The organism is Microcoleus sp. N3A4, from assembly GCF_036701805.1.
Taxonomy (GTDB): Bacteria; Cyanobacteriota; Cyanobacteriia; order Cyanobacteriales; family Microcoleaceae; genus Microcoleus.
The window spans coordinates 1-22,073 of the sequence record NZ_JAUBRJ010000077.1; the positions used below are offsets into that span (position 1 = coordinate 1).

Consider the following 22,073-nt stretch of genomic DNA (forward strand, 5'->3'; position numbering starts at 1 on the left):
CGTGAGGCTATTTCTGCCCATTCTTGTGACTTGGCTCGGCCTGAGCTCATTCCCTTCTTTCAGACCTGAATCCTTACGTTTGACCTCCCAACGGGCGTAGCAGTAAGATGCTTCTTTAGACTCTAATATAGCTGATGGGAATCTCGATCGCTAACTCTGTACCAGATCCAACTCTAGAATTACAGGTTAATTTACCGCCATGTTTTTTGACAATACCATAGCTAACAGATAAACCCAAACCTGTACCGCTACCCACTGGTTTAGTTGTAAAAAATGGATCGAATATTCGGGATTGAATATTCGCCGCGATACCGGCACCATTATCAGTGATTTTAATTCTAACCCGGTCTTTTTCTATGACTTCAGTCTGAATCGTGATTGCAGGATTTTTCTCTGTTTTATTAATTAATTGAATAGCATCAATAGCGTTACTGATAATACTCAGAAATACTTGATTTATCTCACTAGCATAACAAATGACATTGGGCAGATTTCCATACTCTTTAATAACTTGTATTTCTGATTTGCCATCGCTCATTCTTAAGCGAGTTTGTAAAATTAGCAAAGTGCTTTCAATTCCGGTATGTAAATCTACTGCTTTCATGTCGGCTTCATCTAAGCGGGAAAAGTTACGCAAACTCAGGATAATTTGGCTAATGCGATCGCTCCCTGCTTTCATAGATTCCAGAATTTTCATTAAATCTTCCCAGATAAATTCTAACTCCATTTCTTCTATTTTCGCTTGAATTACTCCACTGGGATCGGGATACTCTTGTTGATAAATATCAAGTAAAATAAGCAAATCTTTGACATAATGCTCTGTATGTGCAAGATTACTACTAATAAATGTTACTGGATTGTTGATTTCGTGAGCAATCCCAGCTACGAGTTGACCGAGAGATGACATTTTTTCGCTCTGAATTAATTGTGCTTGGGTTTGTTGTAAGTTTTTAAATGCTTGCTCTAAATCAAAAGCTTTTTGGCTTAAATCTTCCGTTTTTTGCGCTACTTCTGCTTCTAAGCTTTGGGAATAGTTCTCTATTTGTTTATATAAACGAGCATTATCAATAGAGATCGCTGCTTGAGCTGCGAGCATCTGGAGAATTTCTACTCGCTCATTAGTAAATGCTCCCACTGTTAAGTTATTTTCTAAGTAGACAATACCGACGAGTTTTCCTTGCCGAATAATTGGAGTACATAAAACTGATTTAGGTTGATGAGCGATAATATAGCGATCGCCTGCCAATTGGTCGGCTGTACTTAAATTGTCAAAAACAGCCGTCGCTTGAGTTCGTGCCACCGCATAAATCAAACTCTGAGGAATTTCCTGATATTGTTCCAGAGGAATTTCTAATATTTTTGTCTGCTTTTGTGCGGCTTGAGCGACGACTAACCATTGTCGGTCTTGGCGAAGCACTAAACAACCGATTTGTGCTCCCCCATTCGCAAGCATAATCTGCATCAAAGTGCCTAACAGTTTCTCTAATTCAATTTCTTGTGAAATGGCTTGTGCCGCCATCATTACTGCTGGAAAATCCAACCATAAATTCTCGTTACTACTGAGGCTAGTTAGGCTTTTCATCCAGATCGGGTTGATGGTTGCCCCAGATGTGATGACAAAGTTAGCAGGTTGGAGAATAGCTTTCAGTAGTTGTGGATAGCGGTGTTCTAAATAAGCTACTTTAGCCTTGGCATCCCAACGGGAATAACAGTAATAGGCCTCAATCATGTAAGATTGTGCAACTTTTTCTTTCCCCCAATCTAAGTAGAATTTGGCAGCTAGTTCGTTGGCTAAACCTTCTTCTTGGATATAACCATTTTCTTTGGCTTCTGAAATGGCGCGATCGTACCAATCTCCAGCTTCATAATTCTTGCCTAAAACCCGGCATTTTTCTGCTTCTACTAAGTCAACTTTATGTTGGTGATTCATCGGGGCCTGGTGTGCCCATTGAGCCAGAGTGGTTTGATGGGTTTCTGCCAAAGCGAGAGTGTTCGCTTGCTCAATTTCTGACTGCGTAGAGCAGAGTGCCAAGTAGGTTAACCCGGCATAGAAATGGAAAACCGGAGTATGAATCATTGCTGCCGCTACCCTCAAATAGAGGCTTGCTTGGGAAATGTAGTCTAGAGCGTTGGTGTAGTTGCCAAAGAGATAGGCAAGCATTAGTTTGTAGTTATAGGCAATAGCGAGTGCAGTAAGCTCACTATTCTGATTATGCTGAGGAAACATCACGGTTTCATCATAAGCCTGACCGATTAACAAATCCGGTTGATTGACAATTTCCCTCAAGTTCTGCACCGTCTGTTGTGTCATCTTCACGTAAAACAGAGGAGAATATTGCTTCACAGTCGTTAAGACAACACAGTAATTTTCTATTTCTGCGCGCCAATCATCAAGCTCTACTCCCGAACAAAAATTATTATATGAATAACTACTGACGCAGTAGCCAGCATTGAGAAAATCACCTGTTTCCATTCCGACTAAATAGCCTTGTTTCGCCGTTGGGATTGCTGCCCTCAGTGGTTCTTGACGATGCTGAATAAAACAGCCAAACCACAGTAAAGTGATACATTTAAATTCTGGCCAATTCAACTGATTGAGTAAGCTAAGTGCTACTCGCCCAAAGCGATAACCTTTTTCTACTTCTCCGAAAAAACCTGACAGCACAATGCCATAGCCCACATACCCGATTGTTGATGCTGGTGCATTGCCAAATTGAAGTGATAGACTGACCATTGTGGCACAAAGCACAGGCTGCAAAGCAGGATTTGCCATAAAAATAGCCGGAAACAAGATGCCTAACAATTGCATCGCCGCGATTGTCCGAGGATCGCTCATCACGGGAAGGTTAACCAGTTCCTCAATCTGTTTGCCCTCCAGTTGGTTGGCAAGATTTTGTAATGCAATGCGTGTCAAGGCTTCGTCAGTTTCATAGGGGAGTTCAATCCCCAATTGTGCTAGGGCATTGGTGCCGATCGCGATCGCTTCTAACATCTGACTCTGAGTTGTCAGTGCGTTGATTTGAATCTCAAATATCTTGACTTTATCTAGTATTGTTTTGGCCGATCGCAAAACCTGGGCTGCCATTTCTTCCATGCCATTAAAATCGGCATTTAAGTAAGCCATTTCAGCCGCAGCCACATAAAGATTCAGGGTTAATTCATACTGAGTTTGCCAACAGTTTTCTGTGAGTAACTCCAGCCCTGTTTTCACAAAAATTCTGGCGCCTGCATAGGCTGTAGAATTTCTGCCTTTCTGTCCGGCTGCTAAGTTCAATCTGGCTAAGGCTTCCCGTTCCTCTGCTCGAGTCATGAACTCAATTCCTAAATTCAAATGCCCGACAATATCAAACAGCTTTTCCTCTTTTTCTATCTCTGATAAGTTTTGTTGGAGTAGTTGCCCAATATGGTAATGGGTCTGCTGTTTTTGCTCGTCAGGAATCAATGAATAAGCCGCTTGTTGGACGCGATCGTGTAAAAATCGATAAGTCGGATTAGCGGAAGCATTGAAAACTTCCTCACTATCAGATTGGGTAAAGAACTTATAGATTTCGGTAGTAGGAATTACCAAACTTTCCTGCAAGGCTTTCCATAAAGCTGTTGCGGTACTGTCTGGTGATTTCTCACTGACAATTGCTAAGGTATTCAAATCAAACTGCGCCCCTATACAAGCCGCTAGTTTGAGACTATCCTGAGTTTCTCTGGGCAATTTCTGTAATTGCAATGCCATGAATTCAACGACATCATCAGTAATTGCTAAGGCCTTCACTTGGGCAATATCGCATTGCCAATATTGAATCTCGCAATCAAAGCTAATTAACTTGTCATCATGTAATGCTTTGAGAAACTGGGTCGCAAAAAAAGGATTACCTTGAGTTTTTTGATAGACCAATTTTGTTAAAAGCTGGGCTAGGGATGATTCACAATTCAGTGTATCTGCCACTAACTGATTCAGATCGGGTTCCCTTAACGGTGGTAAAGTAATTGTATTCACCGTTGCCCCAGTTTTGACAATTTCATCCACTGTTAAAATGAATGGATGTACGGGGGAGACTTCATTATCTCGATACGCACCTAATATTAATAGATACCCCGCATCTTGCATCAATAATTTAAGCAAGTTCAGTGATGCGGAATCTGCCCATTGCAAGTCATCTAAAAACATGACTAACGGATGTTCTTTACTGGTAAAGACTTGCACAAATTTTTGAAACAGGAGATTAAAGCGATTTTGGGCGGCTGTTCCTGATAATTCAAGGGCGGCTGGCTGTTTACCGATAATATTTTCTAACTCAGGAATTACGTCAATTAAGACTTGTCCGTTGTCTCCTACTGCGGTTAATATCTGGCTTTTCCATGTTTCTAATTGCCAATCTGATTCGGATAGCAATTGCCCCATTAAATCTCGGAATGCTTGCACAAAGGCGCTGAAGGGAATGTTGCGCTGAAATTGGTCATATTTCCCTTTGATAAAATAACCCCGTTGCCGCACAATGGGTTTATGAACTTCGTTGACTACTGCGGTTTTTCCAATTCCTGAAAAACCCGCAACGAGCATCATTTCTGTTGCACCTTCGCTGACTCTTTCAAAGGCTTGTATGAGCGTTTTTACTTCTGTTTCTCGTCCATAGAGTTTGTCGGGAATGAGGAAGCGATCGCTTAAATCTCTCTGTGCGATTGGAAAATCTTCAATTTTTCCTGTTTCATGCAATTGAACTAAACATTTTGCTAAATCATGTTTGATTCCCAAGGTACTCTGATAGCGATCTTCGGCATTCTTTGCCATCAGCTTCATCACCATATCCGCAAGCACCTGGGGAATTTTTTCACTTTTGAATTTATCTGGTTGTTTCGCAATATGGCAATGCACTAACTCCATCGGATCGTCAGACTGAAACGGCAGTTTTCCAGTGAGTAATTCATACCAGGTGATACCTAATGAATAATAGTCACTGCGATAATCTATGCCTCGATTCATCCGTCCAGTTTGCTCTGGCGATAGGTATGCTAGAGTTCCTTCTAAGGCATTAATGCTCTGAATTTGTTGGGTTTCTCTCGGTAGTAGAGTCGAGATGGAAAAGTCAATTAATTTAACTTGCTTTGTGTCGGGATGAATGAGGATATTGACAGGTTTAATATCTTTGTGAATGACGCGCTGTTGATGTATGGAATGGAGGATATCTGTCAGTGACAAAGCAATATGGAGAAACTGCTCTATTGTCAGTGGTTTTTTCTGGGTAAATTGTTCTAAGGAAATGCCGCCAAAATCTTCCATTACCAGGGCATATCCGTTATGATAAGGTTCCAAACTGTAGGGTTTGATAATGCCGGGAATATTTAAATTTTTGGCAATGTTATACTGATTGCGAAACTGCACCAGTTCGCTAAAAGTGGGATATTGCCGTTTCATCAGCTTGATAATTACAGGTAATCCGTCATCAATCCGAATCGCCCGGTAAACTAATGTTCGACTCCCCGCATAAAGTGTTTGGGTGATTTGATAGTTGGGAATTTGAACGTTTACGTGGGTGTTGCTGTCGAATTTATTCATGACTCTAGTTTCTAATTAGTGAGTGATTTGATAAAAGGCAGGAGGTAGAAGGCGGGGGGTAGGAGTGGGTGTATCTCAGTTTGGCACATCAAGCGGAAAGTTGACCGTTAAGATAAGCACAGCGCAGAGAAAGGATAGAGAAAACACTCTCCACATTCCACTGCACTCCCGATTGTTTCACCCAAGCGTCCAATGAGTTTAATCGTTGATTTAACTGTTCCAGAACCGAGAGAACTTAGGGATTCTTCTTTATAGTATCGGTAGTTAACTATGCGGCTGCGATAGGTTGATAAATAATTGCTGAATGTTTGAAATGCTTGTTTTTCCAGGTCTTTAAATAAATTGAGCGCTTGATTAACTTGACCGCACCATAACAGACTTTCTGCTTGCTTTAATCGTTTCACGCTCGCCCCCTGCTTTATAAAGATTTTCTTTGAGATGATACCAATCTAAAATTTCTTGTTTTTGTTCAGTCACTCCAATTTCTTGAAATTGGTGACAAATCCCGGGATGACCATCTCAATTACAATATAGCAATCCTAAATGATTTGCTTGCATTATACGCGAGCTTTCTGGCTCGCACTGCAAGGATTCTGGTCTCGCTCGATTTTGCGACTGATGCGAGGATTGCTATAAGCTGTTGTGCATTTAAACCACTAACTAGGGTCTTCCGGGTGCGTCTGACGCGAACACGCTCCGCTTAAACGGGAAACACTTCGGACGCTCCGCACCATACAATCTGTTTTAAATGTTCAACAGCTTATAGCCTTTCTCAAAAAGATGAGGTATGACTGACAGCTTACATAACCACCCAGACGCTTGAGGGCTGAAGCCCAACTACGTACCTCATCTTTCTGAGAACCGCTTATATAGGATGTAGCAGTTTTTGGCTATTACTCCCATCAATTAGAGCTTGATTGTTTTGAAAAAAGGCTCCGCAATAAACATTATCTAAACACAGGAATTTATCATCTTTCCAATAACAGGACTCACCCTTCTTTTCGTTGGGCAGCCTGACGAAAGCCTCCATCTAATGTAATTTGTTGGACTCCTTGTTTAGATGTAGGTAATTCAAATTCTTGGCTCTTTACTAATCTGTGTAATGTACTATAGCAATCCTTGCAGGATTTGCTTGCATTATACGCGAGCTTTCTGGCTCGCACTGCAAAGATTCTGGTCTCGCTCGATTTGGCGACTGATGCGAGGATTGCTATATGAGCTACTCGGATTCCTGTGAATGTTTCTCGATATTTTTCTCCTTTTTGATAAGACTCGTTGGCACTGACGATCGGAGTACACTTTGACCTCATTGGACTGAGTTGACTATCAGGTTTTAACCCGAAATATTCCGCCTGATTGTCTGTAATATTCGGGAGCATCCCATTTTTGCTTTCAGATCGTGGAAGGTTGCATCAGAATAATATATTTCGATGATATAGCGTGCGAGCGTCCATAGCGAACGGCTAGATCGCGAGCGAGACGACGTGAGCGCTCCTAAAAAACGGCTTTTTACCAAATTGGGATGCTCCCTAATATTCAGCAACCAGACTAATGATTTTACGGTTCGGGTTCTTCCCGTTTTAATTCCTGATACTGTTGAAAAAAAAGGTACTTAGTTCTGGTCCACTTCTGATAATATTTTTTGACGAGGGTTTTTTCGATACTTTCATGCTTTTGACAGTTCGGTTGAATCTGTATTTCTGTAAAGAATTTCTGCTGCTTTTTTTAAGTATGCTTTTAGCTGCTGTCGATCTTCGGGTGTCATTTTCTTTACCTCATCCTTTTTTGACAGTTTTACTAGCTTTTTCATTTTAGCCCTTTTTTCAGGGATTTGCTTTCATTGAGATGCACCCATAGAATTGACTACCGCTACCATAATTTCTAAGATATCCCCAACACATACAAAATTTCCCAAAGTCTTAAGGAAAATAAACATACTTTTGCCCCAACTTATGCAAACAATAGTTAAAAAGACTAACCGAAGTTAAAGTTAAAAGCAATGTCACAAGATACCATCGAATCAATTCTTCATGAAAAACGCCTATTTCAGCCGCCCGCTGAATTCTCTCAAAAAGCTCACATCAAAAGCCTAGAAGAGTATCAAGCCCTCTACGACAAAGCTTCTTCAGACCCCCAAGCATTCTGGGCACAACTCGCGGAACAAGAATTGCACTGGTTCCAAAAATGGGATAACGTTCTCGACTGGCAGCCACCTTTTGCTAAATGGTTTGTAAACGGCAAAATTAACATTTCTTACAATTGTCTGGACAGACACTTAACCACCTGGCGCAAAAATAAAGCCGCCCTGATTTGGGAAGGCGAACCCGGAGACTCCCGCACCCTCACCTACGCGCAACTCCACCGCGAAGTCTGCCAAATGGCGAATGTTATCAAAGAATTGGGAGTCCAAAAGGGCGATCGCGTCGGCATTTATATGCCGATGATTCCCGAAGCTGCGATCGCCATGCTAGCCTGCGCCAGAATCGGTGCCGTACACAGCGTTGTTTTTGGCGGTTTTAGTGCAGAAGCTTTGCGCGATCGACTCAACGACGGCCAAGCAAAACTCGTCATCACCGCTGACGGCGGCTTCCGCAAAGATACCGCCGTCGGCCTCAAAGCACAAGTAGACAAAGCATTAGCAAATAATGTTGTACCCAGCGTTACCAACGTTCTCGTAGTTCAGCGCACCAAACAGCAAATTGAGATGGAACCCGGCCGCGATGTTTGGTGGCATGAATTGCAAAAAACTGCCTCGGCAAATTGTCCGGCGGAACCGATGGATAGCGAAGATATGCTATTCATTCTTTACACTTCTGGAAGTACCGGAAAACCCAAAGGTGTCGTCCATACAACTGGCGGTTATAACCTTTATACCCACATGACAACCAAGTGGATATTCGACCTCCAAGATACCGATGTTTACTGGTGTACCGCTGATGTCGGCTGGATTACCGGACACAGTTACATAGTCTACGGGCCGCTGTCCAACGGTGCGACAACTTTAATGTATGAAGGTGCTCCTCGCCCTTCAAATCCCGGCTGTTTTTGGGATGTAATTGAAAAATACGGCGTCACAGTTTTCTATACTGCACCCACCGCAATTCGCACCTTTATGAAAATGGGCGAACAATTGCCAAATGCCAGAGATTTGTCATCTTTACGATTGTTAGGAACTGTCGGCGAACCGATTAATCCTGAAGCTTGGATGTGGTATCAGCGCGTAATTGGCAACTCGAATTGCCCGATCGTCGATACTTGGTGGCAAACGGAAACTGGCGGAATTATGATTACCGCTTTGCCCGGTGCAATTCCTACAAAACCCGGTTCTGCAACCCTACCGTTCCCCGGAATTATTGCCGATGTCGTTGACCAAGATGGCGAACCGGTAACTAATGAAAGTGGCGGCTATTTAGTTGTGAAACATCCTTGGCCGGGAATGATGCGGACGCTTTACAACGATGCCGATCGCTTCCGCCGCACTTATTGGGAATATTTGCAACCGAAAGATGGCGAATTTGTGTACTTTGCAGGAGACGGCGCGCACAAGGACAAAGACGGCTATTTCTGGGTAATGGGCCGCGTTGACGACGTGATTAATGTGGCCGGACACCGACTCGGCACGATGGAAGTTGAGTCAGCTTTGGTATCGCATCCAGCGGTGGCGGAAGCTGCTGTTGTTGGCAAACCCGACGAGATTAAAGGAGAGGAAATTGTCGCCTTTGTCACGCTGGACAACTCGCAGCAACCTAGCGAAGAATTGGCTAAGGAATTGAAGCAGCACGTTGTTAAGGAGATTGGGGCGATCGCCCGTCCGGGAGAAATTCGATTTACCGATGCTTTGCCGAAGACTCGAAGCGGGAAGATTATGCGCCGATTGCTGCGTTCTTTGGCGGCGGGACAAGAGGTTTCTGGGGATACTTCGACCTTGGAAGACCGGACGGTTTTGGATAAGTTGCGCGGCGGTTCGTAGGGGTATTTTTTAACCGCAGATGTTGGCAGATTAACGCGGATGAACGCTGATGTAATTTTATCGGCGTTCATCTACGGTTTTAGATAATTGTTGAGTCGTTTATTTACCGCGCCACAGATGAAGGGCATCGGCGTTAATTTCAGACCTTACCTGTAGCCAATCCTCCAGCAAGTAGTCATCATCAACTGCTTGCTTGTGCTGTTCGTCTTTGAGAATTGCCAAGACATGAACTCCTGACGGATAGTTGACATGATGAATTTCTGGGTCATATCCCAAGTCTTGAATTTTTGCCAGAATGCGATCGACAGCACCGGCAACTGTCAGATCGACGGCGAGAATAATTTGACCGAGTTTAGCACCCGGTTTTACACATTCCAGAACAGCCATTACTCTTTCTCCTTGTAGTTGCGGTTTAAGATAATTGCATCATAATTTGCTATTATATAGCCATGAAGTCTAATATTACTCGTGTTGTTCTATGCCCGCTCTAGACCTGTATCACAATACAGTCAAAAAATCTCTCCTCAATGATGGGTGGATAATTACTCACGATCCTCTCCATCTGAAATGGGGAAAAAAAGATATGTATGTGGATCTGGGAGCAAAACAGGTGCTGGCAGCAGAACGAGGAGAACAAAAAATTGCTGTGGAAGTCAAAAGCTTTGTCAGCGATTCAGAAATGCAGGACTTGAGAGAGGCGATCGGACAATTTACTATTTATCGATCTGTGCTTCAGAGAACTTATCCAGAACATACGCTTTATCTGGCTGTTCGCGATATTACTTATGAATCTCTATTTGAAGAACCGATCGGTCAATTAATGATTGAAGATGAAAAGCTCAAGCTGATTGTATTCGACCCAAATCAAGAGGCGATCGTAAAATGGATACTTTAGCTAACTTTAGAACCACCATTAAAACCGTTCTCGAACCTTACACAAAAATTCCTTACTCTCATGGTGATATAATTTGTAAAGCCGTGTTTGATGAAAAATCTGATTGTTACCTGCTAGTTACTTTAGGCTGGGATAAAGCCAAACGAATTCACGGCTGTTTGGTTCATATAGATATTATTGATGATAAGATTTGGGTACAGCGAGATGAGACAGAATACGGCGTGACGAAAGAACTTGTAGCTGCTGGAATTTCCACGGATTCCATTGTTTTAGGTTTTCATCCCGCCGATGTCAGACCTCATACAGGTTATGCAGTTGTGTAGTTAATGAATTATTTGGCTCATCTATTCTTATCAGAAGGCACGCCAGAATCCCTGATTGGCAACCTCTTAGGAGATTTTGTCAAAGGTTCGGCTGTCAACCTTTATCCCGAGGAAATTAGAAAGGGCATCGATTTGCACCGCAAAGTAGATAGCTACACGGACTCTCATGCAATAGTGCGATCGAGTAAAAGCCTTGTTTGCGCCGATAGACGCAGGTTTGCTGGAGTTTTGATTGACGTGTTTTACGACCATTTCTTAGCTAAAAATTGGCTGGAATATTCAGAAATTCCGCTTCCCGATTTTTCTCGCCATGTCTATAAAGTCCTGCAAGACAATCGCGATATATTGCCTGAATCTCTCCAGCGGGTGCTGCCAACAATAATTGCCAGCGACTTACTTTCATCTTATCAGGAAATTGCCGAAATCGGCATCACTCTTACAAGAATGTCTGCCCGAATCAAGCGGACAAATAACTTGGCAAGCGGCATAGAAGATTTGACAGCTAACTATCAGCGCTTAGAATCTGATTTTCGGGATTTTTTCCCCGACTTGATAAAATACGCCACAGTTGACAAATATTAATACAAACAACAAAAATTACAGTTGCTATTAATAGCGGACTCGTGTATATTTAACCGATACCTGCATGAAATCTCAAGTGCAACAGGGTTCAAAATATGGCAACCACAATTCCGAACCTGCAAGTAACTAAAGTAGTTGATGGCGACAGCATCAAAATTTCTCTCAACGGCCAAACCGAGTCTCTGCGACTGATTTGCGTCGATACAGAAGAAAGTCATTCGGGAGGCTCCAAACCTGTAACTGCAGCGGGCAAAGCAGCTTCGGAAATGGCTAAAAAATACTTCGCGACAGCAGATGGTAAACTTGCTCAAATTGACCTAGAATTTGATACAGACGATTCGGTTGAAGTTGCTCTACAAAAACACCGCGACAACTACGGGCGTCTCCTTTGTTACGTGCATAAAGATGGAGAAAATTACAATCTAAAACTGATTGCAGAAGGTTGGAGTCCCTACTTTGTAAAATACGGGCGCTCCAGATTGTATCACCGACAAATGACTGAGGCAGAATCGGCGGCAAAAGCTTACAATCTGATGATTTGGAATCCGATTACCAATGCCAAAGTTCCCTCTCGCAACTATGCTAATTTACTGCCTTGGTGGTCGATGCGAGGCTCAATTGTTGAAGAGTTTCGGTTGGCAGAAGCAACGACAGGAGTGCTTTCTTTGAGATTGCACTACCCGAAAATCTTAGCGGCTTCTGAGAGAGCTAAATCTATTACTATTTTCTGCGATTTGCAAGCGGGAATTAATAAATGGATCGCCGGGAGCGCTCTGATTTATGCTGGTTCGGTTTATCATAAATTAGATTTGTGGATACCGGATGCTGAAACTGAGACGATGGCACCTTTAAAGCGGCTGATTGACAAGCGTTATGCTGGTCAAGGGCGCGGCTACGTTTATATTAGCGGGAAGGTAGAACAGTACAAAGGGAAGCCTCAAATTGTTTTGAGAGATATCAAACAACTTTCGGATTTTCCCCAATAATATTTAAACCACACTTTATTTCATCCATCTTTTTTACGGGTTCTAATGTTCTTCGGAAGTACGATCGCACAACACAAAAAAATAGAGGTTGATGCTAGGAAGCGATCGCCCTCTATTCAGCCACGATCTTCTATTTATCAAGAGATGCAGAAACATTTATTGCTGCATTGAAGGAGTATTGAAAAATCGACATCCTAAAGGATTTGTGCGTGCAGATTGATTTTGAGGAGTTGTTATAGGAGGACGAGAGTTAGGAGGTGTGCTATTCAATTCTGAGACGGTAAAAGATTTAGAAATATTAGGATTTTTCCCGAGATCGCTCGCAGAAGTGTTAGCAACATTTGGTGACTCGGTACTTGTGATATCCTGTGTTTCAGTTACATCGATCCGGGATTTGACAGTCGTTTGTGCCTGACACGGATAGGCGGCAGTCATAGCAGAAATTACAGCAAAGCCCAGGAACCCCAGATAGCCCGTTGATTTAATCATATTTATCTCAACCTAAACTTAAAGAACTATTAGTAATGCTCCTGATAATAGATTAAGTTAGGAAAACTTATGTTTCAAGCGTGTTTTTGCGTATTTTTTTAAACTTAATAATTAGGTATTTGTATGTAAGAACAAAAGATAAAAACGGGAAAATTACTACTAAATGTAAAGTTGCAGTAAAGATAGCGGGTTTTTACTGAAAAAAAATCTTAGGAAATCCCGCTGGGGTTTTGATCGCTGTCTGCTGAGGGAAGAACATCTTTCTCGCTTAACAAGCAGGATGCCTGTTCCACAAAATTAAATTTTCTTGTAGGCCGTTCCTCCAGGCCTAGTTCACCAAAATTGTTGGGAATTCGCGATCGATCTAGTAAAACCCCCCACAGCATTACACTCTTAAAAAGAAAATGAAGTTCTCAATACACCAACTGAGATCGGGTCGCTATCGGGAGTGTGACCGGGTTGAAAAATCAAGATCAATCCAGGGGTGACGCTGATATTATCATTCACCTGCCAGCGGTAGAATACCTCTACATGAGTAGTCGTTCCGGGTTGCCCGCCCGATCGCCCTAAACCCGTATCTAAAAAATCAGGAACGTTATTGCCTGTAGGTAAATTGCTGCTGACAATTTTAGGCGGTTGCCCGATATAAATTCCTCCTAAATTTCCTGATTTAAACAAATCGGGAAAATTTACAAAAACCATATAATTTGTAGTTGCTACTGTACCAGATTTACCCGGAATGCGAGAATTAGTATAACCAGCCCAACCTCCCAGAGCAACTCGCGATGAAACGCGCCAATTTAAACTTGCTCCCACTGCATTTGTTTGCAGAGGTTCGGACTTATTTGTGCTAGGATTGATAGCAGTTAATTGGCCATCGCCAGCCAAATTAATCAGATTACCGTTCGGCGAATAATCGTTAACATAATAGACAGTAACATCAACAGGATCGGCTGGTGTCAGAGTTAGTTGTAGACCCAATGTATTGTGTCCTTTAGACCCGTTAGAACTTACAAAAAATCCGGGAATGTTAGTAGAATAAACTGCTTGCAAACTGGCTCGATTCGCAAATTGCCAGTCAATGCCGATGCCGCCTAAACCCAAACCAGTGTTCAAAATAGGGTTTCTTTGGGCGAAGGCAGAAAGGGGGCCGGAAGCTGCACTTTCGACCAGATTCGGCCCTCGAAAACCAGTAACCATGTTAACTCCTGCTGTCCCTGCAAACACTGCCAATTTGTCGCCGACCAGAAAGCGGTAGTTGAGGTCGCTGACTGTTAATCCAGAAGTTTCGGCTAAATTATAAGCAAGGTTTACGTCTTCGGTTAATTGTGGTGAAGTGCCTCCGTTCTGGTTGTAAAAACCGATTAATAAGTTACTGCGAGGACTAAATTGAGTGGTTAAGTAGAATTGATTTAGGTTGATAATGTTGACATTGGTACCGGGGTCTTTGGTATCTCTTTTGCCGTCTCTGGGAGCGCGGTCTGCACGGTTGGGTGTGCGCCCTTGTATTCCCAAAATGGTGAATCCCGATAGCTTAGTTGTTGTTGAAAATTGATTTGCTTCTAGTTCGGTAGCTCGCGCTTCTAGGAGGTCGGTTCGACCTCGCAGTGTGGCAATTTCTGCTGCAAATTCTTCTTGCAATTTTTGCACTTTTATCAAGTCATTTCGGTTGACTTGGTTTTGGGTTTGTTTGGCGATCGACTCGCGTATTTTATCTAAACAAGCATTGACTCCGGCTGCAAATTCATAGCGGGTGAGGGCGCGGTTTCCGCGATAGGTTCCGTCGGGGTATCCAGCTATGCAGCCGTATCTTTCTACTAAGGATTGCAGTGCTTGAAATGCCCAGTCTGTGGGCTGTACGTCGCTGAGTTGGGAAACAGATGTAACTTGTTCTATTGAGTTTTCAGTAGGGTAAATTAATGGGGGATTTGCTAATTTATTTTCTTCAATTAACGGAGGTATTTCTGCGGGCTGCGTTTCGCTGACTTCGGATATGTGAGTTTCTATCTCACTCGCTATAGGTAGGGGCGGCTCCGATGTGGGGTCGATCGGTGAAGTTTCATCTACATTGTGAGAATTTCCGACTGATTGTCGATCGGGATTACGATCGAAATTATCCGGTAGATTATTTGTCGGTGCGGGTAATTGATACCATTCATTAACGGGATCTTCGGAATTTGCACTATTTGCTGTTGTTTCAGGATCTGTCGTTTCTGCTAAGGCTGAAATGCTGAATAATGCCTGCAATCCGAATCCTACTATCAAGCTGCTAAGGATTTTCCAAATTTGTCGATCGCACTTGTGATTTTTCATTTTATTATACTTTGTTAAGATTTGTCCAAAAAAGTGAGAAAAAAGGCGATTTACTACGGGATAGCTACCCTTCACGCACTATTCTAGATGAAGGGCGATCGTAAATTTCGTTTCTTCTCCCAAAACTGACGAACCAGTCAAACTTCCGCCCTGGGTTTCTTCAACTATGTGACTGCTGATTGACAATCCGGTTCCCGTTCCTTTCCCAACAGATTTTGTAGTGAATGAAAAGTCAAAAATCTGCGATATTATTTCTTCAGACATTCCTGTCTCATTGTCTTTGGTTTTAATCCAAATATCTCGCTCTCGCTCATATAACTAAGTAGTAATAGTGTAGTAATAGTAATGATGTTGGGTGCGGATGCCATCGATGCCAAAATACACCAGTGCTTAGCTTTTTATAAAGCATCAAGCGCCTTTTCCAGTACGATTCATAAACACCTGATTCAGTTCCAAGAGCATTTAAGGAAACTAATCTATCCATAATTTTTGATGATTTGAATTGCCTGCTGGTTATTATGGGCCTTCAAACGGTGCTGCAAAATCATCAAAGCGCTATCAATTCCTTCCCGATATCGGCTAACATTTTATACTCGCTGTCTGCACGGTAAACAGTGCGGAGCGAGTTATCGGTTAACATCGTTAGGAGGGAAACGCAAGCGATGTTTTTAGCAAGCGGCAACTTTTTTAAGTTCTGTATCATTACGGTTGACAAAACAAAAATATTAAGTATATTTAACTTATTTAGGCTCGCGAATTAAATAACTTACAATTTTAATTGTTATGGTGGGATGGGCGTCCCGCCCGTCCAAAAAGGGCGGGCGGGACGCCCACCCCACTTTCCTTGTGTAAGTTATTTAATTCTCATTCCTTAAACCCGTTAATACTATAATACTATCATTGCCAATCTGTAGCAGCCAATAGCTGCGACATCCATTCAAACTCCCGAGACTTAAAAGCTATGTGCCAATTACTGGGAATGAACTGCAATGTTCCGACAGATATTTGCTTTTCTTTTGAGGGTTTTTCTGCAAGAGGTGGCAGAACAGACGTTCATCAAGACGGTTGGGGAATTGCTTTCTTTGAAGGTTTGGGATGCCGCCTTTTTATAGACTCTAAACCTGCGATTGCTTCTCCGGTTGCTGAAGTAGTGCGTCGCTATCCCATTCATTCAACTAACGTCATTGCTCACATCCGCAAAGCTACCCAAGGCGAAATTGCTCTGGAAAACTGCCACCCTTTTATTCGGGAACTTTGGGGGCGCTATTGGGTGTTTGCTCACAACGGAAATCTGGAAAATTTTCATCCAGAAAGTGCCGGATTTTACCAACCTGTCGGCAAGACAGACAGCGAAAAAGCTTTTTGTTTGATATTAGAAAGGTTGCGAGAAAGTTTTCCTCAAAATAAGCCTGATTTGACGGAAATTTACGCGGTTTTGAATAAAATTACTAAAACTTTGGCAGAGTACGGAATTTTTAATTATTTACTTTCCGATGGAGAACATTTGTTTGTGCATTGTTCTACAAACCTGCATTATATTGTGCGACAAGCACCTTTTGCTAGCGCTCACTCGATCGACGAAGATGTGACAGTCGATTTCCGGGAACTGACAAAGGAGGACGATCGCGTGGCTGTTATTGCCACTTTTCCGCTGACTGATAACGAAGTTTGGACGCAAATTCACCCGGGAGAATTGCTGGTATTTCAGGATGGTTTACCGCTCAAGTTTGGGTCGCTGGAGTGAATTTAAATGAGTGCTAAAAAGCTACTCGAAAATCGGTGTATTGCCGCATTCCCGGCTCGTGAAATGCCAACACAATATCTTCCTTGGGAACCCCTGCACGCACCAAATCCGTTGCAATCCCATCTTCTGTCCAGTCTTCCTCAATCCAGAATTTGCGATCGCGAATCCGAACGTAAACAGTCAATCGATTTTAGATTTTAGATTTTAAATTTTAGATTGAAGAATAGGAGAATAAATGACCGTTTTGCTCGTCTACAATCAAGAATGTTTCGATGTCTGGTTATCGATTTTAAATTTTAAATTTTAGATTGAAGAATAGGAGAATAAATGACCGTTTTGCTCGTCTACAATCAAGAATGTCTCGATGTCTGGTTGAGGATGGCGGCACAATTCTACATACTCGGTCAAAATATGCTCTATTACTTTGGGATACTCGATTAGTTTATCCATTGCACTATTTCCTCTACTATCGATCGACCGTTTTTTCCATCGCACTGCGCGAATTGCGATCGCCTCAAATCCCTGATTCAGTAAAAGCTAGGTTCAAATCATCAATCAACCCCAATTGTTGGGCCCACTCTGTTAAGTAACCCCGATCCAAATTCTCAGATTGAACTTTCAGAATTCCCAAAACATCATTCCATTGTTTTTGAGACTTAGACTGTTGCCGCCAGAGCAGTTTTGCCAACACAATATCTTCAGGAGAAGCAACCCAAAATTGTTCTACACCAGCTTCGTCAAGCGCTTCTAATCGTCGTCTTGCCATTTTTGAGCGATCGAATTCAGTATTAGAATTCAGCACAATATCAGCGTTCAATACTAAAGTCATGTGAGTGACGCTCAACACCATCCCTCTACCCTCTTGAATATCTTTTACCGAACCCGGAGGGCAGTAAAAACCAGCCGTTTCTAGTGCTTCAACTAATTGAAAAATATTGTCCCGGAGCAATTCAATTACTAAATCTAAATCGCGTGTTGTTCTAGGGTCGCCATAGACAGAAGCGGCAACCCCTCCTGTAATATAATAAGAGATACCTAATGTTTCAAAAATTGGGTGCAACAGTCTAGCAATTTCGCTGGGGTCTTGCGTCCACATAGAGGGATCACTGGTGGGGGTTAAAATTGGCAACCACTTGCTACCTAATATCGATCGAGCAAATCGCTCTTTGTAGGTTGAGGGACAAGCTTTTTTCATCCCGCGCAAGCTAACATTTTTTGCCCAACGATTTAATTTTGCCCCCATTTGCCACCGTTGGGAATTGGTGAGTTGCCGCAGTAGGTAAAAATCAATTGCATCAGCTTCAGGGGTTTTATCATCTGACTGGGGACGGTATCCAGGTTTGATAGATATTTTCGGTATGGATTGAATCATTTTGCTTGTTGATTTCCCTAATTCTATACATGATATCAGTTAACAAGTCTAACTGTAGGTCTGTCTGCACTTGTGGGCGATCGCAAATAACTTCCAGGTAGCGTGGCAACTGCTACAATGTTTCCCAACAGATCGAAGAACTCAAGGCCATAACCTGTTTCTAGTCCCTCGACGAGTGCTATTGATTTACCAGTCCTCGCAGTTCCTTAATGTCGATGTGGATTCCTTGACGTTTCAGATATTGGCTCAAGTTAATCTGGATGAATAAATCTTTGAGCTCTTCAGCAATCTCTGCCGGGGGATTGCCAGATAACGCAGTTGCAATTAGACGTTCTGCCATTCGTAATTCGCCACATTCAATCGCTAAAGATGCTGCGCTGCGGTGAAGCACAGAACGAGTGGGTTCAGCATCAAGGGCGCTAGCGATTAAGGCTGCGGCCTGAGTTTCTTGTTCAAAGGCTTGGCGCGTCAATTGTGCAGCCAACTCCAACGCACCTCTTAAGCGGGCGACTGCCGCTGCTTCGGCTAAATCCATTGCTTGTTTGTGGAGCGATTGAATCTGGCTCATTGGAGTACGGTTCCTTCAGGATTTTGCTTGGCACTAATAATAGAAATCGGTCGGCTGAACTCTACTACAATGATATACGCTGGCAAGCCTTGTGCGTCTGAGGCGCGGGTTTGTTCAGTTTTCAGCTTGACTCTAGTATTGATTTGACTTTGATTGCCTTTGCGAATTCCAGAAACCTCTAGCCGAGCCATTCGCTCAAATGGCAGTGTGGTAGCGGAATTTTGACTTCCTAACCAATAGTCAAATCCAGTTCCTTTGCGAGAGCGTTCAATGACTGTGAGATTTGTTAATTGCAAAATTAACAGGAATGCGATTCCATAAGCAGCCTGCTCGGTAGTATATTCTTCGTCATTCCAACATCGTCGGGTTTGCTCGGTGACTGGCTGCCAATCTAACTTGAATGTGGCAGAAAATTCTCCCTCAACTTTAAGTGTTACTCCTGGTTGGTGAGCTTCATCGGTTAGACAAATCGCACCTGCTTCTGCGATCGCGGCTCCAAAGGCAGGTGTAATCGCAGGGAGTCCCTGGCTAAGGCTTTGTAAGTTTAAGATTTGAATCTGGCTCAAAGCGACGTTGCTCTATGGAAAGTAGATATTCAATTTTACTCTCAGTTGCGACAATTTGAGTAGATCGCCACTATTTTTAGACGATCGCCTTCCTCGACTTGGGGTCATCATCGCGATTGTACTATTTCCTCTACTTACGCAGCAAAACTATTAACCAGTCTAACTGTAGGTCTGTCTGCACTTGTGGGCGATCGCAAATAACTTCCAGGTAAGCGTCGCAACCGCTACAGTGTTTCCCAACAGATCGAAAAACTCAACGCTATAACCTGTTTCTAGTCCTTCAACGTGATGCTGTTCTACAACCGTACCGATATCGCCGGCATAAAGTCCTTCTTCTGGAAGGTTGCACAGCAAGATGACATTTGAATAAAGTTGATAGTTCATAATTCTTCTGATTCGGGAAATTGTTGCTCGTATTGGACTAGAATTTCTCGAACTGTTTCGGCCGCGATATCTGATAGGTCTGATTTAGAATAGATAGTCACCAAAACGATCGAATCGCTAGTTTTGAGGTAATAAATAGCACGGTAGCCCGCGCTTTTGCCTTTTTGAATGTCGCTGTTCTTAATTCTGACTTTGAAAATTTCGTACTCCATTCCCGGAATGCGATCGCCCGGAAGTTCCCCCGCTTGAAGTTGTTCGATTACAGGCTGAATGTCGTTGCGAATGTTGCGATAGCGTTTGCCTAAAGTTCGCAAGTTTCGTTGAAATCGGGGGGTGAGTTCAATTTGGCTCGGTTGTGGATCGATTGTCATCAATGCCATCCCACAGTTGAGACAAGGGGAGAGTTTGTCCGGTAATTGCCTCATGGAAGCCTTGCTGAATCCCTTCGATGACAGTTTCAGTGGGGTCATCATCGGGATCGATATCAGTGTTTTGACGAATTTTTTGTTGCAGTTCTTTGAAGCGTCCTTTATAGATATCTTCCCATTTATCGGACTGCAAGAATTTGATGAAAGCTAAGACTTCTTGTTGCTGGTCTGGCGATAATACCTTCACATTTTCCAAAATGGCTTGTTCGACGGTCATAATTATCCTTTTTTTTGATTGCTCTTCTACAATCTAGTAACAACATTATATCAAAGGGGTGGGTCAACAGCAATTCAAAGTTTGATAAATTACTAAGAAGCTACTGCAAAATCGGTGTATTGCCGCATCCCAGGCTCGTGAAATGCCAACACAATATCTTCCTTGGGAACTCCTGCACGCACCAAATCCGTTGCAATCCCATCTTCTGTCCAGTCTTCTTCGATCCAGAATTTACCATCGCGAATCCGAACGTAAACAGTGATACCGGTAATGCGATCGCCCTTTTTCCAGCCAAGATTCATCCAGATGTAATGACCGTTTTGTTCGTCGGTAATTAAGAATGTTTCGAGGTCTGGTTGAGGATGGCGATTAGACAATTCTACATACTCGGTTAAAATCCGTTTGATTAGCTTGGGATACTCGGTTAGTTTATCCATTGTACTATTTCCTCTACTTCTGTATTGACGACAATTAGCGGAAGTTGGTGTCTGTTTACAATTAATTGAATCGCATCTTGAGTGAAGAAGGTTTTATATGCGATCGCACTAACTGCGACGTAAAGTTTGCGATCGGGCGCTGTTTCTTCTAAAAGGTAACGATAAATGTCATACTGACCGAGAGCTTCTTTTAAATCTTGTATTTTTGATGCACCGATAAAGCTTTTCACTTCAACTACAAGTTTCTGTCCCGGCCGTTCAGCAGCAATGGGTTGTTCCGCACCGAGATCGGCGTACAGCGTTGTTCTGCGATACTGAATTACATAGGGATCGTCAGTAATCGTCCAGCCATCTTTGATCAGTGCGTTTTTGACAGCGTAGTGGATGATGTCTAGCTTGGGCATAGGCTTATTATATAGCAATCCTAAGTGATTTTCTCGATATGGAAAATCTGAAAGTCTTGCTATACAAGAAGTCTAGGAAGACAAGAGGGCGTTGTGTTGTGAGACTCAGATCGGATTGCTATAGACTAAAATAAATGAGTATTATAGCTGACTTGCCACAGGAATTTTTAACTTGACAAGGGATTTTTGTAGAACACTGGGTTTCACGCTCAACCAAACTTGTTTGCGATCGTCTTTAGTGTAGCCAATGACAACAGCACCAACAGGCGAATCAATATCGGGATACATTTCTGCTGTCATCGATCCGGTATCGAGAAAGTCGGAAATTTGAATAAGTCCTTTTACTTCTGCATCACCAAGATTGACAAACACTCCAAAAGGTGCATAAAATTCAATCTTGCCGTAGATTAGTTTTCCAAGTGGATACTTGGACTCGATCGAGTTCCAAAATTCTTGATTCATAGTCAACTATTGCTGTTTTAGGATTCTAGGAAACTGATTCAAAATGGGAAAAAGATTGTGCGGGATTGCTAGTTCAATACTTGGGCCTCCCTGATAGAATTTTTCCAGTGGCTTAAATGTTATCTCGTAGGTTTGGTTGTCTATTATCACCTCCAATATTCCTTGCTGGTAATGATTGTTATATTCTTCAGCCAGACTTCTCGAATCGGGGGCTGCGAAGTAGCACTTGCCATTTTCGTAGGGTGGATTGTTTGGAAAGTCTGCTGGCTGAAAACCATCTCGCAATAATTTTTGCGCTAACCCTGGCTGGGGAGCTTTATAAATTGTGACTGTCTGAGTAGAATTATCTGATGTCATGTATCTATTAACAACATTATATCAAACG

General features: G+C 42.7%; 23 protein-coding genes and 3 pseudogenes. 6 read left to right on the top strand and 20 right to left on the bottom strand.

From position 1 onward, the window contains the following. Nucleotides 1-115 precede the first annotated feature (115 nt). From QUA56_RS30210 to QUA56_RS30225, 4 genes and pseudogenes are all read right to left on the bottom strand, one after another. Nucleotides 116-5,548, bottom strand: a complete 5,433-nt coding sequence (locus QUA56_RS30210; RefSeq protein WP_333365717.1) for an AAA family ATPase — start codon at nt 5,546-5,548, stop codon at nt 116-118. Nucleotides 5,549-5,636: 88 nt separating this feature from the next. Beyond that, nucleotides 5,637-6,067: pseudogene (locus QUA56_RS30215) on the bottom strand (ISKra4-like element ISMiva1 family transposase); the annotation flags it as partial. A gap of 349 nt (nt 6,068-6,416) precedes the next feature. Continuing rightward, nucleotides 6,417-6,657, bottom strand: a pseudogene (locus QUA56_RS30220) (ISKra4-like element ISMiva1 family transposase); the annotation flags it as partial. 105 nt (nt 6,658-6,762) lie between these two features. After that, nucleotides 6,763-6,894 (bottom strand): annotated as a pseudogene (locus tag QUA56_RS30225) (ISKra4-like element ISMiva1 family transposase); the annotation flags it as partial. 653 nt (nt 6,895-7,547) lie between these two features. Here QUA56_RS30225 and acs point away from each other — a divergent pair. Beyond that, nucleotides 7,548-9,518, top strand: a complete 1,971-nt coding sequence (gene acs / locus QUA56_RS30235) for an acetate--CoA ligase (RefSeq protein WP_333365720.1) — start codon at nt 7,548-7,550, stop codon at nt 9,516-9,518. 99 nt (nt 9,519-9,617) lie between these two features. On the opposite strand, the gene QUA56_RS30240 is transcribed toward acs, so the two are convergent. Next, on the bottom strand, nt 9,618-9,905 hold the full coding sequence (locus tag QUA56_RS30240) for a hypothetical protein (RefSeq protein ID WP_333365723.1): 288 nt from the start codon (nt 9,903-9,905) through the stop codon (nt 9,618-9,620). A 91-nt stretch (nt 9,906-9,996) separates the two neighbouring features. On the opposite strand from QUA56_RS30240, the gene QUA56_RS30245 reads away from it, so the two are divergent. From QUA56_RS30245 to QUA56_RS30260, 4 genes are all read left to right on the top strand, one after another. Then, entirely contained in the window at nt 9,997-10,413 is a 417-nt protein-coding gene (locus tag QUA56_RS30245) for an element excision factor XisH family protein (protein ID WP_333053641.1), read from the top strand. Continuing rightward, nucleotides 10,401-10,736 (top strand): XisI protein, encoded by a 336-nt coding sequence (locus tag QUA56_RS30250; RefSeq protein WP_333365726.1) that lies wholly within the window; start codon nt 10,401-10,403, stop codon nt 10,734-10,736. Before QUA56_RS30245 ends, QUA56_RS30250 begins: the two co-directional genes overlap by 13 nt. A 3-nt stretch (nt 10,737-10,739) precedes the next feature. Then, a complete protein-coding gene (locus tag QUA56_RS30255) occupies nt 10,740-11,318 on the top strand; it encodes an ACP phosphodiesterase (RefSeq protein ID WP_333365728.1) in 579 nt (192 codons plus the stop codon). Between the two features lie 95 nt (nt 11,319-11,413). Continuing rightward, a complete protein-coding gene (locus tag QUA56_RS30260) occupies nt 11,414-12,304 on the top strand; it encodes a thermonuclease family protein (RefSeq protein ID WP_333365731.1) in 891 nt (296 codons plus the stop codon). 156 nt (nt 12,305-12,460) lie between these two features. Here QUA56_RS30260 and QUA56_RS30265 read toward each other — a convergent pair whose 3' ends face one another. From QUA56_RS30265 to QUA56_RS30275, 3 genes are all read right to left on the bottom strand, one after another. Continuing rightward, nucleotides 12,461-12,793: a hypothetical protein gene (locus QUA56_RS30265; protein WP_333365733.1), complete on the bottom strand. Its 333-nt coding sequence runs from the start codon at nt 12,791-12,793 to the stop codon at nt 12,461-12,463. A 393-nt stretch (nt 12,794-13,186) separates the two neighbouring features. Further along, complete coding sequence (locus tag QUA56_RS30270; protein ID WP_333365736.1) at nt 13,187-15,106, bottom strand: iron uptake porin; 1,920 nt, start codon at nt 15,104-15,106, stop codon at nt 13,187-13,189. A gap of 78 nt (nt 15,107-15,184) precedes the next feature. Further along, a complete protein-coding gene (locus QUA56_RS30275; protein ID WP_333365810.1) occupies nt 15,185-15,403 on the bottom strand; it encodes an ATP-binding protein in 219 nt (72 codons plus the stop codon). A gap of 664 nt (nt 15,404-16,067) precedes the next feature. Between QUA56_RS30275 and QUA56_RS30280 the strand changes: the two genes are divergently transcribed. Then, a complete protein-coding gene (locus QUA56_RS30280; RefSeq protein WP_333365739.1) occupies nt 16,068-16,850 on the top strand; it encodes a class II glutamine amidotransferase in 783 nt (260 codons plus the stop codon). Nucleotides 16,851-16,863: 13 nt separating this feature from the next. Here QUA56_RS30280 and QUA56_RS30285 read toward each other — a convergent pair whose 3' ends face one another. The 12 genes from QUA56_RS30285 to QUA56_RS30340 all read right to left on the bottom strand — a co-directional run bounded on the left by QUA56_RS30285 (nt 16,864) and on the right by QUA56_RS30340 (nt 22,045). After that, nucleotides 16,864-17,034, bottom strand: a complete 171-nt coding sequence (locus QUA56_RS30285; RefSeq protein WP_333365742.1) for an element excision factor XisI family protein — start codon at nt 17,032-17,034, stop codon at nt 16,864-16,866. 119 nt (nt 17,035-17,153) lie between these two features. Continuing rightward, the gene (locus QUA56_RS30290; RefSeq protein WP_333365745.1) at nt 17,154-17,300 is read right to left on the bottom strand and encodes a hypothetical protein; all 147 of its coding nucleotides are present in this window, start codon (nt 17,298-17,300) and stop codon (nt 17,154-17,156) included. A 64-nt stretch (nt 17,301-17,364) separates the two neighbouring features. Further along, nucleotides 17,365-18,222: a hypothetical protein gene (locus QUA56_RS30295; RefSeq protein WP_333365748.1), complete on the bottom strand. Its 858-nt coding sequence runs from the start codon at nt 18,220-18,222 to the stop codon at nt 17,365-17,367. 178 nt (nt 18,223-18,400) lie between these two features. Beyond that, a complete protein-coding gene (locus QUA56_RS30300) occupies nt 18,401-18,790 on the bottom strand; it encodes a hypothetical protein (RefSeq protein ID WP_333154503.1) in 390 nt (129 codons plus the stop codon). Then, on the bottom strand, nt 18,787-19,356 hold the full coding sequence (locus tag QUA56_RS30305; protein ID WP_333206885.1) for a hypothetical protein: 570 nt from the start codon (nt 19,354-19,356) through the stop codon (nt 18,787-18,789). The genes QUA56_RS30300 and QUA56_RS30305 overlap by 4 nt, the downstream gene beginning before the upstream one ends. Before the next feature lie 159 nt (nt 19,357-19,515). Continuing rightward, nucleotides 19,516-19,740, bottom strand: a complete 225-nt coding sequence (locus QUA56_RS30310) for a DUF4926 domain-containing protein (RefSeq protein ID WP_333365751.1) — start codon at nt 19,738-19,740, stop codon at nt 19,516-19,518. Further along, entirely contained in the window at nt 19,737-20,111 is a 375-nt protein-coding gene (locus tag QUA56_RS30315) for a type II toxin-antitoxin system RelE/ParE family toxin (protein ID WP_333365755.1), read from the bottom strand. Before QUA56_RS30315 ends, QUA56_RS30310 begins: the two co-directional genes overlap by 4 nt. Beyond that, nucleotides 20,080-20,385, bottom strand: coding sequence for a hypothetical protein (locus tag QUA56_RS30320; protein ID WP_333365758.1), 306 nt, complete (start codon nt 20,383-20,385; stop codon nt 20,080-20,082). Before QUA56_RS30320 ends, QUA56_RS30315 begins: the two co-directional genes overlap by 32 nt. A 92-nt stretch (nt 20,386-20,477) precedes the next feature. Then, nucleotides 20,478-20,822 carry a XisI protein gene (locus tag QUA56_RS30325; protein WP_333365761.1) on the bottom strand — a complete coding sequence of 115 codons (345 nt, stop codon included), beginning with the start codon at nt 20,820-20,822 and terminating at the stop codon, nt 20,478-20,480. After that, nucleotides 20,810-21,226, bottom strand: a complete 417-nt coding sequence (locus tag QUA56_RS30330) for a XisH family protein (RefSeq protein ID WP_333365764.1) — start codon at nt 21,224-21,226, stop codon at nt 20,810-20,812. The genes QUA56_RS30325 and QUA56_RS30330 overlap by 13 nt, the downstream gene beginning before the upstream one ends. A gap of 141 nt (nt 21,227-21,367) precedes the next feature. Then, the gene (locus QUA56_RS30335; RefSeq protein WP_333365766.1) at nt 21,368-21,688 is read right to left on the bottom strand and encodes an RNA-binding protein; all 321 of its coding nucleotides are present in this window, start codon (nt 21,686-21,688) and stop codon (nt 21,368-21,370) included. Nucleotides 21,689-21,694: 6 nt separating this feature from the next. Beyond that, nucleotides 21,695-22,045: a hypothetical protein gene (locus QUA56_RS30340; RefSeq protein WP_293212184.1), complete on the bottom strand. Its 351-nt coding sequence runs from the start codon at nt 22,043-22,045 to the stop codon at nt 21,695-21,697. Between the last annotated feature and the right edge of the window lie 28 nt (nt 22,046-22,073).

Bases quoted from the DNA above. Each gene is read 5' to 3' on its own strand.
- acs (WP_333365720.1), top strand. From the start codon at position 7,548: ATGTCACAAGATACCATCGAATCAATTCTTCATGAAAAACGCCTATTT.
- QUA56_RS30290 (WP_333365745.1), bottom strand. From the start codon at position 17,300: ATGGATAAACTAATCGAGTATCCCAAAGTAATAGAGCATATTTTGACC.
- QUA56_RS30330 (WP_333365764.1), bottom strand. From the start codon at position 21,226: ATGCCCAAGCTAGACATCATCCACTACGCTGTCAAAAACGCACTGATC.
- QUA56_RS30300 (WP_333154503.1), bottom strand. From the start codon at position 18,790: ATGAGCCAGATTCAATCGCTCCACAAACAAGCAATGGATTTAGCCGAA.
- QUA56_RS30310 (WP_333365751.1), bottom strand. From the start codon at position 19,740: ATGAACTATCAACTTTATTCAAATGTCATCTTGCTGTGCAACCTTCCA.
- QUA56_RS30265 (WP_333365733.1), bottom strand. From the start codon at position 12,793: ATGATTAAATCAACGGGCTATCTGGGGTTCCTGGGCTTTGCTGTAATT.
- QUA56_RS30325 (WP_333365761.1), bottom strand. From the start codon at position 20,822: ATGGATAAACTAACCGAGTATCCCAAGCTAATCAAACGGATTTTAACC.
- QUA56_RS30280 (WP_333365739.1), top strand. From the start codon at position 16,068: ATGTGCCAATTACTGGGAATGAACTGCAATGTTCCGACAGATATTTGC.
- QUA56_RS30315 (WP_333365755.1), bottom strand. From the start codon at position 20,111: ATGACAATCGATCCACAACCGAGCCAAATTGAACTCACCCCCCGATTT.
- QUA56_RS30210 (WP_333365717.1), bottom strand. From the start codon at position 5,548: ATGAATAAATTCGACAGCAACACCCACGTAAACGTTCAAATTCCCAAC.
- QUA56_RS30270 (WP_333365736.1), bottom strand. From the start codon at position 15,106: ATGAAAAATCACAAGTGCGATCGACAAATTTGGAAAATCCTTAGCAGC.
- QUA56_RS30245 (WP_333053641.1), top strand. From the start codon at position 9,997: ATGCCCGCTCTAGACCTGTATCACAATACAGTCAAAAAATCTCTCCTC.
- QUA56_RS30335 (WP_333365766.1), bottom strand. From the start codon at position 21,688: ATGAATCAAGAATTTTGGAACTCGATCGAGTCCAAGTATCCACTTGGA.
- QUA56_RS30260 (WP_333365731.1), top strand. From the start codon at position 11,414: ATGGCAACCACAATTCCGAACCTGCAAGTAACTAAAGTAGTTGATGGC.
- QUA56_RS30340 (WP_293212184.1), bottom strand. From the start codon at position 22,045: ATGACATCAGATAATTCTACTCAGACAGTCACAATTTATAAAGCTCCC.
- QUA56_RS30295 (WP_333365748.1), bottom strand. From the start codon at position 18,222: ATGATTCAATCCATACCGAAAATATCTATCAAACCTGGATACCGTCCC.
- QUA56_RS30240 (WP_333365723.1), bottom strand. From the start codon at position 9,905: ATGGCTGTTCTGGAATGTGTAAAACCGGGTGCTAAACTCGGTCAAATT.
- QUA56_RS30255 (WP_333365728.1), top strand. From the start codon at position 10,740: ATGAATTATTTGGCTCATCTATTCTTATCAGAAGGCACGCCAGAATCC.
- QUA56_RS30250 (WP_333365726.1), top strand. From the start codon at position 10,401: ATGGATACTTTAGCTAACTTTAGAACCACCATTAAAACCGTTCTCGAA.
- QUA56_RS30320 (WP_333365758.1), bottom strand. From the start codon at position 20,385: ATGACCGTCGAACAAGCCATTTTGGAAAATGTGAAGGTATTATCGCCA.